Raw genomic sequence first — 18,943 nt, 5'->3', positions numbered from 1 at the left:
GCTCTGTTTCATCGTTGCGGTTGTTACTTTTTTTCTCATAGCAATGAAAAGTGCAAATCTACTTTCTTATAATCAACAGATTGAAAAAGAAGCCGAAATAAGGGAAATAGCGATAGGGATAACTAATGATATACAAAAGCGTAATTTGGAATCTGGGCATATAGAACAAGTTATACCGATGATTCAATCTATCCAAAAGAAGAATGAAAATTTAAGGTTTTTAGTATTAGATTATAAAGGCCATATTATCTATCGTTCACATAATTTTCAATTGCAGGATAATCTCCCACAGGAATTATTACAGGAGAAATTAAATGTTACACCAAACGTCAGAAATCCTTTGTTTGAGAAGTTCATATTGTTTGTTTCACCAGTTTCATTTCAAGATGGAATTGGATATGTAATGGTACAATCTCCAAATTCGAATAAAACAATCTCACCAACTCAATATAATCAAAATTTATTACTTGCTTTGGTGAGCAGTATATTAATTTTCATCCTTTTATTTTTGCTGTTTATGATCCCTATTACAAGATACATTAAAGAAATTGAACGAGGTATTCAAAAGATTGTAAAAAAAGATTGGAAACATTCCATACGTGTTAAAGGAAAAGATGAATTATCTTCTTTAGCTTATAATATTAATTGGATGGCTAGTCAATTAAGGGAGCGTTTTGAGAAAGAGAGAGCAATTGAGAAAGGTAAAAGTGAATTTATTACCAATATTTCTCATGATTTGCGTACCCCTTTAACGTCTATTATTGGATATTTAGCATTAGTAAATGAAAAACAATATCGAAATAAAGAAGAATTAGAAATGTATATTCAAAATACGTATAATTTAACATTAAAATTAAAAACTCTCATTAATGAATTGTTTGAATACACAAAATTATCTTTACCTGATGTTAAGTTGAGAAAAGAAAAAGTAGAATTGGGCAATTTGTTAGGTCAGCTAGTAGGAGAGTATATCCCGATTTTTGAAAAACAGCAATTAATTGTTAAACTAAATATCATTAATAAGGATATTTGGGTATGGGCAGATATAGAAAAACTGGTGCGTGTATTTGATAATTTACTATCTAATACTGAAAAATATAGTTTTTCAAATTCAACAGTAATAGTGGAACTAAAAAAAGAAGAAGATAAGGCATTTATTTGTATTACAAATAAAACAGATCATCTTGAAGCACAAGAATTAAGCAAGATGTTTGAGAAGTTTTATCGAGTTGATAAATCACGGTCGAGTCAAATACACGGATCCGGAATTGGTTTAGCAATTGTAAAGCGCACAATTGAATTGCATGAGGGTAAAGTATGGGCTGAAAGTCATGGAAATAGTCTTACGATACATGTAGAATTACAACTTTTAAAAAATGTTTAAAAACTATTTAAGAATTTTCATTATGTAACTAATATAAATGCTTAAATAAAGCATTTATAAATAATAGTAGGCTTCTTTTGGTAACCATTGCATGAATGCCATGCCCAAATGGGGAAATCTATAGTAAAGTCAATACCTTTCTGTTTCATGTGTCTTACAATGTATTTATATGCTTTGCAATCTTCTTTACTAACAAAAATAGGATTGGCTATAAGCTTACCTTCATTCAAAAGTGTATTTATAGCATTTTGGTTTTGAAAAGTCCATAGGATTGTTGAATCAATAAATGTATTTAAGTTTGATTGTTTATCAAATTGTTTTTTCATCTTTCGCTCCATTTTCTTTTTTATTTTGCAGAATTAAGAATAAATATGACTAATCGGACAATAAGAAATACCTATGCTAGATACAATTGTAAATGCTTATTTAAAGTAACAGCAAGGAATAACCTTTGTATATAGAGTGTACAATACATGCAAAACAGGATTAAAGAAGATTTTAAATATAATATGAAATAGTACAAAATAAGAATTTGATATATCTTTTATATATAAACTATTAATTGAAGTTTGTAATTACACATTATAGTTAGTATACTAACTATATAATTAGTGTGCTAACTATATTGGGGGTTATATGAATAATTTAGGCTATTTATTACACAAGGTAAGTATAATGACGAAAACAGAATTATCAAATCAATTAAAAGAATATAAAATAACAGCTCAGCAATGGTCTGTGTTAAAGGATATATCTCTTTATCCAAATGGAACCACCCCAGCTATGATTGCTGAAAGGCTCTTAGCAGACCGTCCAACAGTAACCGGGATTATACAAAGATTATTGCAAAAAGAATGGATTCTTATAAAACATAATCCTAAAGATAAACGGTCACATTTAATATTTTTAACAGATGAAGCTAAGACATTAATACAGGAGATAGAAAATGTAAGCGATGAAGTTATAAAAAATGCTACAGCTAGTATTCCTAAAGAGGAAGTAGAAAATACAGTTCGAGTTTTGCAAAGTATGATTCAAAATTTACAAAAAAATAAAGGGTGATTAAAATGATTTTAGTAACAGGTGCTACAGGGAATGTAGGAAAAGAGGTTGTAAAATGCCTAATAAAAAGAAATGCTACTTTCAAAGTCACAACGCGCAGTAGAGAAACTGAAGGAGTGTATTTTGATTTTGAAAATCCTTCATCTGTAAAGGCGGCTTTAACAGGTGTTACTAAAATCTTTCTAATAAGACCACCACATCTAGCTGATGCAAAAAAGTATTTCCAGCCTGTTGTAGATGCCGCAAAAGAAATAGGTATAAAACACATTGTATTTTTATCTTTATTAGGTGTAGAAAAAAATCCGATAGTACCTCATGCTAAAATTGAAGCTATGATAAAGGCTTCTGGGATCCCTTACACATTCCTAAGACCGAGTTTTTTTATGCAAAATTTATTATCACAACATGGTGATGAATTAAGAAATAAAAAAATAATTGAAGTACCTGCTGGTAAAGGGGAAACAAGTTTTATAGATGTACGGGATATTGGAGAAGTTGCAGCTAAAATATTAACCGAAGAGGGACATGAATTTAAAGCTTATTCTTTAACGGGAAATGAGGCATTAACATATTATGAAGTTGCTGCTATTATTTCAAAAATAATAAATAAAGATATTACTTATACAAATCCAAGTATATTTAAATTTAGAAAAAGAATGATTCAAAAGGGACTTAACAGTGACTTTATTTGGGTTATGATTGGAATATATACAACTGCAAAATTAGGGTTAGCTAAAAAAGTCACATCAGATTTATCGAATTTACTAGATAGAAGTCCAATAACTATGGAAACGTTTGTTTACGATTACAAAGAATTATTAATATAATAATGCAAAAGTAAAAAAGAGGATTATTCACATAAAGAATCTATTATGTTTTAAGAGTAAGAGGGGATAGCCATGCAAAACAAAATTATCGTTATGTTTCAAAAAGATTTTCGTTTATATGATAACCCAGCTCTATTTGAGGCTGTTCAGTCCGGGGAGGTTCTTCCGGTATATGTACAAGATGAAACTTTTTCAATAGGAAGTGCGGCAAAGTGGTGGTTACGCCATGCTATAATGGATGTCCAAAAGCAACTTAAGGCATTGGGCTCTACTTTAATAATCCGCAAAGGAAATACACAGGAAGAAATACTTTCTCTCATAAAACAATTAGATATAACGGCTGTATATTGGAATAGTTGTTATGATCCAGACAGGTTAAAATCTAATCAAAAAATGAAAATGATATTAGAAGATAAAGGTATTATTTGTAAGGAATTTAATTCGCATTTATTATTAGAACCGTGGATTATAAAAAAGAAGGATAACACTGAATATAAGGTGTTTACGCCTTTTTACAATGCATTTCAAAAGCAGGTAATACCTAAACCTATTAGCAGAGTACAGAGTATAAAGTGGGGAAGCTCTTTACCAGCAAGCTTATCTGTCTCAGAATTACACTTGTTGCCGACTATACCGTGGACATCTCATATGGAAGCAATATGGGAGCCTACAGAGGAAGGGGCATACAAAACATTTAAGAAATTTTTCTCTAGTAAATTAGCCTCTTATAGTGAAGGAAGAGATTTTCCAAATCAAAATGCTCATTCAATGTTGGCGCCATATCTTTCATTTGGCCAAATATCAGTGAAGTTAATGTATCACTACTTAATAAATAAAAGTACCGAAAGACAATGTAGTTTTTTTGAAAAACAAGTGATTAGTTTTATACGCCAATTAATTTGGAGAGAGTTTTCTTATTATTTACTATATCACTATCCGTTTACAGTATATAAACCTCTTAATAAAAACTTTGAACATTTTCCGTGGAATAAGGAAGAGGAGTTATTAAGAGTATGGCAGAAGGGTGAAACTGGTTATCCGTTTATTGATGCGGGAATGCGAGAACTATGGCAAACCGGTTTTATGCATAATCGGGCAAGAATGGCTGTAGCCTCTTTTCTTGTAAAGCATTTGTTAATTCCGTGGCAAGAAGGTGCAAAATGGTTTATGGATACACTACTAGATGCTGATATTGCAAATAATACAATGGGATGGCAATGGGTTGCTGGAAGTGGAGCAGATGCATCCCCGTACTTTCGTATTTTTAATCCTATCACACAAGGAGAAAAGTTTGATAAAAATGGAGAGTATATAAGAAGATGGGTACCAGAATTAAGAGATATCCCAAACAAATATATACATAAACCTTGGGAAGCACCTGAGCATATTTTACAAAAATCCAATATAAAACTTGGGAATACATATCCTTATCCGATTGTTGATCATAAGGCAGCACGAGAGAGAGCCCTTTGTGCATATAAAAATATGAAAGAATTTGTATGAAATAGGTTAAACAATATGTATTTAGAATTTTATCCATTATAAGGACATACTAATCATATAAAGTTTCTATAATCTTCTAGTAAAAAGGAGAATGTTTATGAAAAAATCTAGTATTATAGTATTTTTACTAACATATGGTTTGTTTTATGTTTCTAGTGTTTTATTCCCTATTGATCGTACTTGGTATGATGCGTTAGAAAAGCCGTCTTGGACACCTCCTGGTATGACAATCGGAATGATATGGGCTGTATTATTTGGACTTATTGCATTATCAGTTGCAATTATTTACAACAACTATGGATTTAAGCCAAAAACATTTTGGTTTTTATTCCTTTTAAATTATATATTCAATCAAGCGTTCAGCTATTTTCAATTTAGCCAAAAGAATTTGTTTTTAGCAACAGTAGATTGTTTACTTGTCGCTATTACTACGTTACTTCTCATAGCGGTTTCTTCCAAATTATCTAAAGTATCGACATGGTTGCTAATACCATATTTTTTATGGTCTGCATTTGCTACATATTTATCTTGGACAATTTATAGTATAAATTAAAGACGGAACTAAAAACTTGAGCACAATAAAAATGCTCGAGTTTTTATGTGTGTTAATGATAATCCGAAATATGGAATATATACATCTTATGGAGGTCATTTTTGTGAAGAAATGGATAAAAATTATGCTGTACTCTTTACTAGCTATTTTAATTATAGGAAGTTTTACTTTTTTGACTTGGTCTCAGTTTACTTATAAACCGACGAAAGAGGCTTTGTCGTTAGTAGATGATAAAAAAGATGAAGATAATATCGTTTTTGGAGCGAAAGATGCGAAAGTAGGGGTTATTTTTTATCAAGGAGCTAAAGTAGAAGCTGAGGCTTATAGTTACTTAGGAGAAGCGCTTGCAAAAGATGGGCACTTTGTAGTAATGCCTAAGTTACCATTAAATTTAGCGATACTTGGAATAAATGAGGTAGACAGTGTAATTGAAAAGTATCCGGAAGTTCAAAAATGGTATGTTGCAGGGCATTCAATGGGAGGAGCTATGATTTCTAAGTATGCCTCTCAGCATGAAGACAAGGTACACGGAATCATTTTCTTAGGTTCGTATCCTGCAGATGACTTTTCTACAAAATCGATTCCGATGTTATCAATTTATGGGGAAGTAGATGCTTTAGCAACTGTAGAAAAAATAGAGAACAATAAAAAGTTCATGTCAAAGAATACAACTATGCACATGATAAAAGGGGGAAATCATGCTCATTTTGGCATGTATGGTGAGCAAAAAGGTGATAATGCGAGTTTAATTACGGCAAAAGCACAACGAGATGAAACAGTAAAAGTAATTGAACAATGGTTATTGGAACAATGATAACGAATTTAATAAATCTACCGAAAGAATTATCCAAACGGTAGATGGGAGAGAGAATAAAGAGCCAAATCGTATGAATTGGCTCTTTTATTTATTTGCTATCTCCAATTGTCCCCTTATTTTCTCCGGAATATCCTCTTTAGAAATAATATCGTAAGAATACACATATTTTCCTTTCACATGAATTTTTAAGTAAGTTTTTCTTATAAAATCATTAGGCGTGTTCGTTCCAACTGTATATTCTTTTTCATTACTTAATTCGTCAACAGCTTTTAGTGAGTACATAGCTTTTCCTTTATGATGATAATCTGGAACACCATATCCTTTCGCAACGGCATATACATTTTTTTCTTCAGCAATCGGATTAAATCTGTCTAAATCTCCGCGTAATATGAAAGGTAGTAAGTATATAGGGAGGCCTATTCCTAGTATGCAAATTACAAATTTCTTCATGATTGTTTCTCCTTTTGTCTATTTACATTTTTGAGTATAGAAAAAAGTTCTTATGAATATAGAGGGAAATTCTTTAAGTTTTTCTTAATAAAGTTTAACTTTGTGAAAAAAACTAGTTTGAGCATTAAGTTTACGAAATGAATAGCCAAATAACCTGTTTTCTTTATTTTTTGATGGTAGGTTATTAGGTTTTATATTGGTATGAGTGAATTAAGAAATAAGTGAGATTTAGGAAATAGAATGAATTTATCTTACAGTAATAAGAGAATTACCTAAATAAATGATAGTGAGAACAATTAAAGAAAGCATCTAGTGGGGTGCTTTTTTCTTTTGAAACAGAGAATCTCATGGGTAGGTTACATGTAATTTCGTGCTGTGCTTCTAGGTCATTGGAAAATCCAACAATAAAAAAAGAGGGGGAAGGCGTTTTTTATTGAAGTTTGTTAATGATAGATTTTTAACTTGAGAGGGGGATCGTAAAATAGATTATTAATCTCTTTGGTAATTTTTATTTTCCTTATAGTTGGCATATTGTATTAGAAATTTTAAATTTTGAAGGGAGAATCAATAAGTATGGGTAAGAAAAGAAGAATAAGTAATAAGTTATTACTTATCAGTGCAATTTTTACAATAGCAATTCCCTCAGTCTCATATGCGGAGGAAGTAATTTCACCTGAAAATTTTAAGAGTTCTTCAAATTTGTATAAGGCACGGAATACGGAAATTTTGAAAACAAATTTATATCCTAATACATATAATAATCCATTTAACCACCAATTTATTTCAAAATTAAAGGAAGTAAACACAAATATAAAAAAAATAGACAATAGTGATGATGAAAATCCTGTTATATCTACTACTCTTTCATTTATTCGCCATATGAATAGTGAAGATTATAAATCTGCATTTGATTTAACCTCAAGGTCATTACAGAAAATAATATCCGAAGAATGGTTGAAGAGCTATTGGGAGGGACTGCCAGTTCAATTACAAGCAGGTTCTTTTATAGAAATTGGAGAGGTTACACAAAAAGAGACAAATCCTGTTCATACAAATGTGGAGATTCAATTAGTTTTTGAAAAAATGACTGTACCTTTACTAATTAAACTAGATCCATCTGGAAAAATAGACGATTTTCAACTAAGCATGTCGTTTAGTCCTGTTGCTGAGCGTCCATCATATAGTAAGCCTGAATCATTTGTTGATAAAGAAGTAGTAGTTGGAAGTGGTGCATTTCCATTACCAGGAACATTGTCGGTTCCAAAAGGAAATGGTCCTTTTCCAGCGGTTATTCTTGTTCAAGGATCAGGAGCAACTGATCAGGATGAAACAGCGTTTGCTTTAAAACCATTTCGCGATTTAGCTGAAGGTCTTGCATCGAAGGGAATTGCTGTCCTTCGCTATAATAAACGAACGTATGAACATGGGCTGAAAACACAATTCAGTCCCTTCTATACAGTTGATAAAGAGACAACAGATGATGCTCTTCTTGTAACTCAATTTCTTAAAAATGAGCCTCTAATAAATAAGAATCAAATATATATTCTTGGTCATAGTCAAGGTGGAATGATGCTTCCGAAAATGATTGAAAAAGACCAAAATCAAAATATTGCTGGGGCAATTGTAATGGGTGGACCAGCTCGTACGATTCAAGACGTTGTTTTAGATCAATTTGAGTATCTTTTTTCTATTGGAGCAATGAACCAGGAGCAATATAAATTCTACAAATCGCAATTTGAATTATTAAATGATCCAAATTTCTCTGGTCAGAATCCTCCAAAAGATTTTTACTTAGGATCAGCAGTATTTTGGGATTCTATTCGGAAAATTAAAGCAGCAGAAATATCAAAAGAACAAAAGACACCGCTTCTTATTATTCAAGGAGAAAGAGACTATCAAGTTCAATCAAAAATCGAAATTCCTCTTTGGAAAGAACAATTAAAAGAACGAAATAACGTTGATTATCGACTATATCCAAAGTTAAATCATTTCTTTACAGAGGGCGATGGGGAAATAAGTAAACCGGATGAATATTATAGTCCTGCTAATATTCCTGAGTATGTTATAAATGATATTGCTGCTTGGGTGCAAGGCAGATCGCAATTAAATTAGCAACCATATGTTTTAATAAAGACTTTCTTTCTGTAATCAAAATAGAAATATTTTTATTAGGTTATATGTTTTTTTTAGCACTCTTTGAAAAGGAGTGCTTTTTTATTTTTCTATGATTTCTATAAAATAATGGACTTGTCTTCCAAATAAAGCGTTATTTGTAACACTGTTATCAAAGCAAAGTGCTCGTGACATTTCCTTGATATTCAAAAACATTAATAACCTATTATGTGAAGTTTTTTGAAAATTTAGGTTTAACATCTTTAAAATAGGTGTATTACATATTACATAACAACTAAATAAGAAAATAAAAAATCTAAGGGAGGAAAAATACGATGCATAAGAATGAAAGAAAACCGGTGGTTTATGAATATCAAAATGAACAGGAAGTAGTTATGAAAGTAAAAGAGCTAGAATTGAAAGGGATTCACCAAGATGACATTTACGTCTTAACACATGAAAAACATATAACAAAAAAGATTGCGGATGATACAAACACAAATACGATTGGAGTAAAAGAACAAGGGTTGGGCACAAGTATTATCAACTTTTTCTCCAAAAAAGGGGACGAGCTCCGAAATCAAATGGAGGAAATGGGGTTGTCGAAGGAGGAAGCTAACTTATATGAAGAAAAACTAGATCAAGGGAGAATTTTACTTCTAGTAACAGATGAAACACTAACGGCGAGTGATAGGCAGCCGCAAAACTATCATTCTCTCTAATAGATTGCAATATCTGATAAATAGATAAGTTAATTATTTTAGGTTGTAGCATGGAAGAAAATAAAAGTAGAGAAGGGTGAGAAAAATGAAACATACAATATTTAAATATGCTGTGATTGGGATTACGACCGGAGTCATAGTATCTCTGTTAAAAAAAGAAAATCGGAAAGCTATACAAACAAAAGGAAAAAGCGTAAAAGACAAACTACAAGAAGGAAACATAAAGGAAACATTAGAGAAGGTAACCGAGACAAGTAAACAATTCTCTGTAACTGCAGCTAATGTTGCAAAACAAACATTACCACAACTGCTTACAGCCACACCGGTTGTCATTTCTACTATTAAAGATTTAACAGAAAACGAAAATAACAAAAAGAAAAAAGATGAAAAGGATAATGAAATAAAACAAAATAGTAAGAACCTAGACGGAGAAAAAATGGGAAATGAAAAGAAATATGTGAAAGAAGGGAAAGAAGAGAGTGCTTAGATTTAATTCTAAAAAGAGAAAGTGAGGAAAAAAGTATGAAATCTCTGTATGCAATTGATGTAGGAATTGGTTTTACTAAGCGGGCATATCGACAGGATGTAGATTCTGAGGTGACGATTAAGAGTGAAGCTGCCACACTAGCTCCTGTACCTAATCATGCTGAAAGTGAAGATTTAACAAAGGTAAGTTTTATAGACTTAGACTTTGCATACTACATGGGAAATGAAGCACATCAATCTGACGCTTCATTTCTTCCTCCATTTGACGAAGAAATAGAAAATTATTATGAAAGCGAAGAGTTTAAACAACAAATATTTGGTTGCATTGCAAAGGATTATAAAGAAAATGTCGTGTTACCTTTAGTTGTTACCGGGCTTCCAGTCACTTGTTTTGGTAGTCAGCATGAGCAATTACAACGTGCACTAAAAAAAGAAACTTCCGTACAAATTGATGGGAAATTTATTAATATTACGGTTGAAAATGCTTTGATTCTTCAGCAACCGATCGCTTTACATGCCTATTTCTTAAAAGAGGGAATCATTCAGGAACAAGATCGCATCTTAATTATTGATGGTGGATTTCGTACATTAGAAATGACAGATATGAAACAGAATGTCATTTTAAATCATTATGAGACGGAACTAGGATGTAGCAAGCCTTTGAAAAATATTAAGAATATCCTGCAGAATCATGCGGGTGAAAGTAATCAATTGCATATTAATGACATGCCAAAAATATTAGAAAAAGGATATGGAGATAAAGAAGAAAATTATGAGACAAGTCAGGTGGATATTTTAATTCAAAAAGAGTTGGATACACATTTCCAAGACATCATGCGTGTATTACAAGAACAATTTAAGTTAGACCAGTATGACACTATTATTTGGACAGGAGGAATAGTAGATCTCCACAAAAAACAAATTGAAAAAATGCAAGGTGAAATTGTTTCTTTCCGTATGGTAGACGCTTCAAAAGAGGCCGCGCTTCATGGATACTATATTATTGGAAGTCAAGTATTTGAGGACATCACCAATCAATCTGCATATAAATCCAAATTATAATGACGACCGAAATGGAGTTCGTTGAATAGACGTGCTAAATTGTGTGGCTTCTTTTCCAAATATAAATAAGAAAAGATAAAAAGTGCTTGTATAGAGGAAATGTTTAAAATTGAGAATAAAAATAACTAATATATAGGGGGTCTTCCTTTTTAAAGAATAAGACCTCCTATGCATTTATTTTGTAATTTAGATGATTTAAAAACTTTTCCTCCAAGATATGGATACCTACATACAAATTTCATATTACGGATATGATTCGATCAAACATAAAACTATTTAGAAAGGAAGAATAATATGGAATGCATAAAAATGACGAAATGGAGTTGGTATCATGTGAAAACTAGTGAGCTTGAAGAAATTTCTTCTATAATCCCCCGTGATGTAACATCTTATTTCCCTCAATTTGTAAAGAAAATAAGTTCTCCTTGTGAAAATGGATTATATGTTTATACGTTATCACCAAGTCAAACTTGTGTATATGGTTCGTTTTTATATGATCAAGATAAAAAGGACGCCAAAATTCAAAAATTTCTTCATTATTTCGTAGCTCATGGGATACTGATAACGGTCCAAGAAAAAGAGGAAGAAGATTTTCAAGAATTAATACATAATTTCCCTATAGGTATAAAAAATTGTAATAGTTCCGCTGAAGGACTATGTGCCATCTTATCGATATTTATATCTCACTATTTACGAAAGGTTGACTATTTTGAAAACAATTTCAGAAATGTGTTATGGGATTTTTATCATCATAATAACATAGCAGTTTTAGAAAGGATTTATCATATTCGTCATGAATTATTTATGAACACACATGTGTTTCGCTTAATACAAGAAGTGTTACAAGGCCTAAAAGAAGCTTGGTTAGAAAAACTAACAAACACCCTTTGTTATAAACAAACACACGTAAAATTAGAGCGTGGATTACAACTTGTTAAAGAGTACCAAGAAGAATTAGACACGATGATTCATTTGCAAGAAGTTGTTTCTTCTCATCGTGGGAATGAAATTATGAAAGCTCTTACTGTATTAACTGCTGTGAGTACGCCTTTGACAGCCTTAGGAGCATTATGGGGTATGAATTTTAAATACATGCCTGAACTTGAATGGAAATATAGCTATTTAATTGCTCTCTTATTTATTATTTTCACAACAGGGGGTATGTATATGTATATGCGATTCAAAGGGTGGACAGGTGATTTATTACGAGTAAAGAAAAAGAAATCTTTTTTTAAATCTAATTGATCCTGTTTATAAAAAATATGATAGGTATGAACCATAGATATATGGTTAGTAATATTTATTAATAGAGGTAGTGCCATATCCCCATCAAGTTAAAGTTTTGATGTCTCCGCAATGATAAAAATAAACTTGGTTTCCATAAAAAACATAATATTTTCATTTAAAGGCTATGAGGTGAAATGTCATCATCTTCATCACGTTTGACCTTCAAGAAATAAAAAGTTAAACTATTCTTGTACTCGAAGTACTATTATAGTACTGGAGAGATAATAACTTTACTATTTTGGTATGAGGTGAATAAATGATGAAAGATCGGATTGCCAAAACTGCTATTGCGCTTTTTCATGTAAGGGGAATAAAATTCACAATGAGTGATTTAGCTCGTGATCTAGGTGTAAGCAAAAGTACGCTTTACGAGCATTTTCCATCTAAGGACGAGCTTATTGGTTATGTAGTTGAGCAAATAAATGAAGAAGCCCAAATACGTTTTCGGGAAATTATCGATAATTCGAATTTGACCATACCGGAAAAATTAAAAGGGATTCTTTTAATTGTGCCTAAGGATTTTCAGCACAGCTTCGTACGTTTACTGATTGAACTGCGACGTTACCATCCAGAGCAGTGGGCAAAAATAGAACAAGGCATAAATGAAGAATGGGAGGTAATTACTGGGCTAGTTGAAGAGGGCATCAATAGCGGTGTTTTACGTTCAATGGACATTCCAGTGCTAATCCAAACACTCAAAACGTTAATGAAATCAATTTTTGAACAGGGGAGTATAGCCTCTAACCAAATTACTCTACAAGAGTCACTTGCAATGATGGCCGATATCATATTGCATGGAATCACAAGTAAGGATTAAATAGTACTTCTACATAAAAAATGAGTAGGGTCACAATAACCATACAGGTTAACGTAGCCCCGCTCATTTTTTATTTTTATCCCGCTTTAATGGGCAGTAAGATTCCTACCTCAAAATTCAGTGAAAGCAAAGAATTTAGGTGGGAGATCAACTGCCCATAAAAGTCCGATTGGTGAGGGCTGATTAAAGTTTCACTTTATGTCGATTTTACTTAAGGGTAATTATACTTTACAGTCTGGAAGATTTCGGTATAATATAAAATGAGTACCAAAAATAATTTTTCGGTACTGAAGGTACGGATTAAGATAATCAGAGATGGAAACGAAAAGTTTGTAATTTTAAATTGTTTTTTCAATTTGGCTGGGATGTCCTTGAAGATAAAATACGGGTATAGGAGGAATGTAAATGGATTTTTTTGAGACTGTTATAATTATTGTGAATTTTAGTATTCTAGGCAGTATATTGTTTTTTAGTGAGAAAATAAAACAATGGTCTGTCTTCATTCTAACAGTTGCCTTTTGTGTGGTTGTTGTGCAGCTTATCGTAGAAGGGTATCGCTGGCAGATGATTCCTGCTTATTTGTCCCCATTTATTTTAACAAGCTGCTATCTATTTGCTGAATCAAAAAAGAACGTTAAAAGTTGTGGGGCATTCACAGTCAAGACAGCGCTACTGGTCATTTATTTGACTATTGCGGTCATGCTTTCTTCCCTCATGCCGGTAGTTTTATTTGAAAAAACGAGCGGTCCCTTCAAGGTTGGTACTACACTTTATCATTGGATTGATTATAATCGAGAAGAACCTTATATGAAAGATTTGAACGGCCGGCGCGAGCTGATGGTTCAGGTTTGGTATCCTGCAAAAGAAAAAGGAGAGATGAATCGCGCACCTTATATCCATAACTCGGATGAGATTGCCAAGGGGTTGGAAAAATCATTGTCTATTCCAGCATTCGCGTTTCATCATCTAGGCTTGATGAATTCGAATGCATTCATGGAAGCTCAATTGTCAGATTCAGAGGAACGTTATCCGGTCCTACTCTTTTCCCATGGTTTAAGCGGTTTTCGCAATCAAAACACGTTTGAGGTGGAGGAGTTGGCCAGCCAAGGTTACATCGTCGTAGGAATTGATCATACCTATGATGCTGCAGCTACCGTCTTTCCAGATGGCAGAACCGCTTTTGTACAGTCGATCAATTTAACTGATTTTGCCGAACGAGATCGCCATATCAAATTATGGAAGGAAGATGTTGTTTTTGTACTTAATCAAATGGAGAAGCTTAACCAAAGCGATAAAGATAATCGCTTTACAGGAAGAATGGATACATCCCGAATTGGAATGTTTGGACATTCTTATGGTGGAGCTACAGCTGCGCAAGTGTTAGTGGAAGACTCCCGTGTCAAAGCAGCCATCAATATGGATGGTACATTATATGGGGAAAATGTTCCGAAATCTAGAGTTGGAAAACCGTTTTTGATTATGAATGCAGAGACTAGTGATGATTCCACGAAAGATTTTTTAGAGGGAAAAGTTCGTAGTGACCATGCACTTGCAGGTGGTGGCATGTCAATGGTTATTCCCCATACCAATCATACGAGTTTCACTGATTTTCATTTGTTCTCTCCTTTGTTACGAAGCTTAGATGAAGATCCAAGATACGTTCACCGTATTATAAACGAATTCAGTCTCGCTTTTTTTGATCGATATGTGAAACAGGTAGACGATAGCTCTGCGCTTGAAAAATTGGACTCCAAATACCCAGAAGTGAAATTTAAAGTGAATTAATGACAATGTCTTTTAATATATTTGCTAACAGTTGGGTATATATTTTAATCATCAAGAAAGATTGCCCTCTGTAGCATACAGAGGGCAATCTTTTTTAAATTAATATAAAGGAGTTTTTTTATGTTTAATAGATTGAAGTATTTTCTTTTATCCGAGAAAGAAATAGTTGAAACTGTGAAGAATTACAAGGAGGAAAAAATACATGTTTTCATAATAAAAGATTTTTTAGGGGAGTTAATCTTAATAAGAACTCTTATATTTTTAATGTTTGTTCCAATATCAACTTTTATTTTTTCAGTTGTAATTTTTGGAGCTGTTTTCTTTTTATCCGGTATTAAGATTACCATTTGGGGCATTGCTATAATGTTATTGGTTCCAATAACATTACTTTTCTATATGAATATAACTAATACATCAATTATTATTACTGATTTAGTGAAGAAATTTTTATTAACCATAAAATATCTAAATCCATTTTACTCAATATTAAATAAACCTTGGTTATTTATTTTTGAATTATTATTTGGTTTTTTATATGTCTTCGTGCTATCTTTGTTTTCTATTTGGATAGTATTACATTCATTAGAAATAGGTTTCTCTGAATTTAGTTCAGAGGACAATCGAAGTTTCCAATTTTCAATTATTATTTTGCATACAGCAATTTATTTGTTTATAAGAGTTCATGGCCAGCCTTGTAAGACAACTAAGCAAAAAATTAAAAAACTGAAAATGAAATTTTATTTATGGTTTTGTTCTATGATTGCAAGTATTGTATATATATTTGAATCACTCTTTAATTATATGAATGGAATTCAAGCAATTTATTTTATATTTGTTTTAATGATTGCTTTAGAAAGAACAGTGACACATTATAAGAAATTTATAGATTTTTTAGAATCTGAAAATTTGTATGAAAAATAATTTTAGAGAGAAAAGTCATTTGAAATATAAAAAGTTATACCTACTAAGTACTGAACGAGTAAAAAAACGTTATTCTTTCTCTAGAATCCTAGGAAAGGATAGCGTTTTTTATGTCTATTTTTGTATCTGATGAACTACAACTATTTGCTCAAGAAATTCAATGTTATTTATCCCCGAACATCTTAAGAAATCTTGCCAGAGAGTCTGGTTTCGTGCAACGAACCTGTAAATTCCAAACAAAAAGTTTACTCAATTTATGAGTATGTATGGAAAAAGAAAGAGATTCAATAATGCTTTGTTTAATGTTAATTTATACAGAAATACATATTAAACAATATGTAATAATACATTTTATGATAATTTATTAAGATAAAATGTTATATTTTTGGGTGGAATATATAAATGGAGGAAATGTTATGAACAAGAATTTAAAATTTACTCAAATGATGATCGGTATTAGTACGATGGCATTATCATTTGGAAGTATTCAAACACAGGTATCCGCAGAAGAAAAAGCACCCTATAATCTGTTGCAGATGAAACCAATTGGAACAGAAACTTCAAAAGATGAAATGGCTCATGCTACAAAAGCGGACGAAACATTGAATTTTGAAGAGCGTTTAAAAGTAGGCGATTTTTCACAACGACCTACTTCGGTGATGAAACATGATGAAAGGCAATTAAAGCAAAGCTATACTCTGGCAGAATTGAATAAAATGTCTGATAGTGAATTCATTGATACGCTATCAAGAGTTTCATGGAATCAAATTACAGACTTATTTCAATTCAATCAAGATACGAAAGCTTTTTATCAAAATAAAGAACGTATGAACGTTATCATTGATGAATTAGGACAAAGAGGGACATCTTTTACGAAAGAGGATTCAAAGGGAATTGAAACTTTTGTTGAAGTATTACGTTCTGCTTTTTATGTGGGATATTTTAATAATGAAGTAGGTTACTTAAAAGAGAGAAGCTTCCATGACAAATGTTTACCATCATTAAAAGCAATTGCAAAAAATCCAAACTTTACATTAGGTACAGCTGAGCAAGATAGAGTAGTAGTTGCGTATGGAAAGTTAATTAGTAATGCTTCTAGTGATGCTGAAACAGTACAGTATGCAGCAAATATTTTAAAACAGTTTAATGATAACCTTTCTATGTATGCTAAAAATTATACGAAAGAACAAGCTGTATATGAAATTGTAAAAGGTTTTGATTATGATCTACAGTCTTATTTGCAGGAAACGAATAAAAAACCTAATGCAACAATGTGGTATGGAAAAATTGATAATTTTATAAATGAGGTTAGTAGAATTGCTCTCATACGGAATTTAACAACTGAGAATAGTTGGCTAATTAATAATGGGATTTATTATGCAGGACGTTTAGGGAAATTTCATAGCAATCCAAACAAAGGATTGGAAGTTATTACACAAGCGATGAATATGTATCCTCGCCTAAGTGGACCTTATTTTATAGCGGTAGAGCAAATCAAAACAAACTACGGTGGAAAAGATTATGATGGAAATACAGTAGATTTACAGAAAATACGTGAAGAAGGGAAGTTACAATACTTACCTAAAACATATACATTTGATGATGGATCTATTGTTTTTAAGACAGGCGATAAAGTAACAGAAGAGAAAATTAAAAGGTTATATTGGGCAGCCAAAGAAGTAAAGGCACAATATCACCGTGTAATTGGAAATGATAAAGCACTAGAACCAGGTAACGCAGATGATGTGCTGACAATTGTAATTTATAATAATCCAGATGATTATCAATTAAATAGACAATTATATGGATATGAAACGAACAACGGCGGTATTTATATTGAAGAGAAGGGTACTTTCTTTACATATGAGCGTACACCAAAACAGAGTATTTATAGTCTAGAAGAGTTATTCCGTCACGAATTCACTCATTATTTACAAGGAAGATACGAGGTTCCTGGTTTATTTGGGAGTGGAGAACTATATCAAAATGAACGCTTAACTTGGTTCCAAGAAGGGAATGCAGAATTCTTTGCAGGATCTACACGTACAAATAATGTTGTTCCACGTAAAAGTATTATAAGTGGCTTATCATCTGATCCGGCAAGCCGTTATACTGCAAAGCAAACTTTGTTCGCAAAATATGGATCATGGGATTTTTATAATTATTCCTTTGCACTACAGTCTTATCTATATAATCACCACTTTGAAACCTTTGATAAGATTCAGGATTTAATCCGTGCAAACGATGTGAAAAATTATGACGCGTATCGTGAAGCATTAAGTAAAGATGCACAGCTGAATACAGAATATCAAACGTATATGCAGCAGTTGATTGATAATCAAGATAAATACAATGTACCACAAGTAACAAATGATTACTTAATACAACATGCACCTAAGCCGTTAGCTGAAGTGAAGAAAGAAATTGTTGATGTAACTAATATAAAAGATGCAAAAATCACAAAACATGAGTCTCAATTTTTTAACACATTTACTGTAGAAGGCAAGTACATAGGTAGTACATCAAAAGGTGAGTCTGAAGACTGGAAAACAATGAGTAAACAAGTCAATCAAACCTTGGAGCAGTTGTCTCAAACAGGATGGAGCGGCTATAAAACAGTTACAGCCTATTTTGTTAACTATCGTGTGAATGCAGCCAATCAATTTGAATATGATATTGTTTTCCATGGTGTTGCAACAGAGGAAAAAGAAAAAACAACGACTATAGTAAATATGAATGGACCATATAGCGGGATAGTAAATGAAGGAATTCAATTCCATAGTGATGGTACAGAAAGTGAAAATGGAAAAATTATTTCTTATCTATGGAACTTTGGAGATGGTACAACAAGTACAGAAGTCAGCCCTACCCATGTATATGGAGAAAAAGGAGCATATACTGTGGAACTAACAGTGAAAGATAGTAGAGGAAAAGAAAGTAAAGAACAAACAAAAGTTACTGTAAAACAAGATCCGCAAACAGGTGGATCCCTTGAAGAGGAAAAGGTACTCCCGTTTAATAAGCTTGTAAAAGGAAATCTGATTGCTCCTGATCAAACAGATGTTTATACGTTTGATGTTACAGTTCCAAAAGAAGTAGATATTTCTGTGGTAAATGAACAAAACATTGGGATGACATGGGTACTTTATCATGAA

At 32.1% G+C, this 18,943-nt stretch carries 16 protein-coding genes and 2 pseudogenes; 16 read left to right on the top strand and 2 right to left on the bottom strand.

What is annotated here, in order from left to right:
- Nucleotides 1–43: 43 nt before the first annotated feature.
- On the top strand, nucleotides 44–1,384 hold the full coding sequence (locus HMPREF2590_RS02190; protein ID WP_134995522.1) for a sensor histidine kinase: 1,341 nt from the start codon (nucleotides 44–46) through the stop codon (nucleotides 1,382–1,384).
- Between the two features lie 65 nt (nucleotides 1,385–1,449).
- Here HMPREF2590_RS02190 and HMPREF2590_RS02185 read toward each other — a convergent pair.
- Nucleotides 1,450–1,710 (bottom strand): annotated as a pseudogene (locus tag HMPREF2590_RS02185) (DUF3841 domain-containing protein); the annotation flags it as partial.
- A 310-nt stretch (nucleotides 1,711–2,020) separates the two neighbouring features.
- On the opposite strand from HMPREF2590_RS02185, the gene HMPREF2590_RS02180 reads away from it, so the two are divergent.
- The 5 genes from HMPREF2590_RS02180 (at nucleotide 2,021) to HMPREF2590_RS02160 (ending at nucleotide 6,143) form a co-directional block, all read left to right on the top strand.
- The gene (locus HMPREF2590_RS02180; protein WP_001061038.1) at nucleotides 2,021–2,446 is read left to right on the top strand and encodes a MarR family winged helix-turn-helix transcriptional regulator; all 426 of its coding nucleotides are present in this window, start codon (nucleotides 2,021–2,023) and stop codon (nucleotides 2,444–2,446) included.
- Nucleotides 2,447–2,451: 5 nt separating this feature from the next.
- Entirely contained in the window at nucleotides 2,452–3,273 is an 822-nt protein-coding gene (locus tag HMPREF2590_RS02175; protein ID WP_000604771.1) for an SDR family oxidoreductase, read from the top strand.
- Nucleotides 3,274–3,345: 72 nt separating this feature from the next.
- Complete coding sequence (locus tag HMPREF2590_RS02170) at nucleotides 3,346–4,776, top strand: cryptochrome/photolyase family protein (RefSeq protein WP_025966701.1); 1,431 nt, start codon at nucleotides 3,346–3,348, stop codon at nucleotides 4,774–4,776.
- 97 nt (nucleotides 4,777–4,873) lie between these two features.
- Nucleotides 4,874–5,329 carry a TspO/MBR family protein gene (locus HMPREF2590_RS02165; protein WP_000749743.1) on the top strand — a complete coding sequence of 152 codons (456 nt, stop codon included), beginning with the start codon at nucleotides 4,874–4,876 and terminating at the stop codon, nucleotides 5,327–5,329.
- Between the two features lie 103 nt (nucleotides 5,330–5,432).
- Entirely contained in the window at nucleotides 5,433–6,143 is a 711-nt protein-coding gene (locus HMPREF2590_RS02160) for an alpha/beta hydrolase (protein WP_050821964.1), read from the top strand.
- An 87-nt stretch (nucleotides 6,144–6,230) separates the two neighbouring features.
- On the opposite strand, the gene HMPREF2590_RS02155 is transcribed toward HMPREF2590_RS02160, so the two are convergent.
- On the bottom strand, nucleotides 6,231–6,596 hold the full coding sequence (locus HMPREF2590_RS02155) for a YxeA family protein (RefSeq protein ID WP_000714887.1): 366 nt from the start codon (nucleotides 6,594–6,596) through the stop codon (nucleotides 6,231–6,233).
- 573 nt (nucleotides 6,597–7,169) lie between these two features.
- Between HMPREF2590_RS02155 and HMPREF2590_RS02150 the strand changes: the two genes are divergently transcribed.
- The 10 genes and pseudogenes from HMPREF2590_RS02150 to colA all read left to right on the top strand — a co-directional run.
- Entirely contained in the window at nucleotides 7,170–8,708 is a 1,539-nt protein-coding gene (locus HMPREF2590_RS02150; protein WP_000516851.1) for an alpha/beta hydrolase, read from the top strand.
- A 335-nt stretch (nucleotides 8,709–9,043) separates the two neighbouring features.
- Nucleotides 9,044–9,430, top strand: coding sequence for a YflT domain-containing protein (locus HMPREF2590_RS02145; RefSeq protein WP_000549439.1), 387 nt, complete (start codon nucleotides 9,044–9,046; stop codon nucleotides 9,428–9,430).
- Nucleotides 9,431–9,515: 85 nt separating this feature from the next.
- On the top strand, nucleotides 9,516–9,917 hold the full coding sequence (locus tag HMPREF2590_RS02140) for a hypothetical protein (protein WP_000683209.1): 402 nt from the start codon (nucleotides 9,516–9,518) through the stop codon (nucleotides 9,915–9,917).
- 35 nt (nucleotides 9,918–9,952) lie between these two features.
- Nucleotides 9,953–10,978: a ParM/StbA family protein gene (locus HMPREF2590_RS02135; protein WP_000839452.1), complete on the top strand. Its 1,026-nt coding sequence runs from the start codon at nucleotides 9,953–9,955 to the stop codon at nucleotides 10,976–10,978.
- Between the two features lie 294 nt (nucleotides 10,979–11,272).
- Nucleotides 11,273–12,223 carry a magnesium transporter CorA family protein gene (locus HMPREF2590_RS02130; RefSeq protein ID WP_044584619.1) on the top strand — a complete coding sequence of 317 codons (951 nt, stop codon included), beginning with the start codon at nucleotides 11,273–11,275 and terminating at the stop codon, nucleotides 12,221–12,223.
- A 301-nt stretch (nucleotides 12,224–12,524) separates the two neighbouring features.
- Nucleotides 12,525–13,082: a TetR/AcrR family transcriptional regulator gene (locus tag HMPREF2590_RS02125; protein WP_000654864.1), complete on the top strand. Its 558-nt coding sequence runs from the start codon at nucleotides 12,525–12,527 to the stop codon at nucleotides 13,080–13,082.
- A 405-nt stretch (nucleotides 13,083–13,487) separates the two neighbouring features.
- Nucleotides 13,488–14,867 (top strand): alpha/beta hydrolase family protein, encoded by a 1,380-nt coding sequence (locus HMPREF2590_RS02120; RefSeq protein ID WP_050821963.1) that lies wholly within the window; start codon nucleotides 13,488–13,490, stop codon nucleotides 14,865–14,867.
- A 120-nt stretch (nucleotides 14,868–14,987) separates the two neighbouring features.
- On the top strand, nucleotides 14,988–15,788 hold the full coding sequence (locus tag HMPREF2590_RS02115) for a hypothetical protein (protein ID WP_000483298.1): 801 nt from the start codon (nucleotides 14,988–14,990) through the stop codon (nucleotides 15,786–15,788).
- A 110-nt stretch (nucleotides 15,789–15,898) separates the two neighbouring features.
- Nucleotides 15,899–16,045, top strand: a pseudogene (locus HMPREF2590_RS29805) (IS4 family transposase); the annotation flags it as partial.
- A gap of 159 nt (nucleotides 16,046–16,204) precedes the next feature.
- A partial coding sequence (gene colA / locus HMPREF2590_RS02110) for a collagenase ColA (protein WP_070861311.1) occupies nucleotides 16,205–18,943 on the top strand: 2,739 nt, incomplete at its 3' end.

This window comes from Bacillus sp. HMSC036E02, from assembly GCF_001836235.1.
Lineage (GTDB): Bacteria > Bacillota > Bacilli > Bacillales > Bacillaceae_G > Bacillus_A > Bacillus_A cereus.
This window is presented reverse-complemented; position numbering and strand designations above follow the sequence as displayed.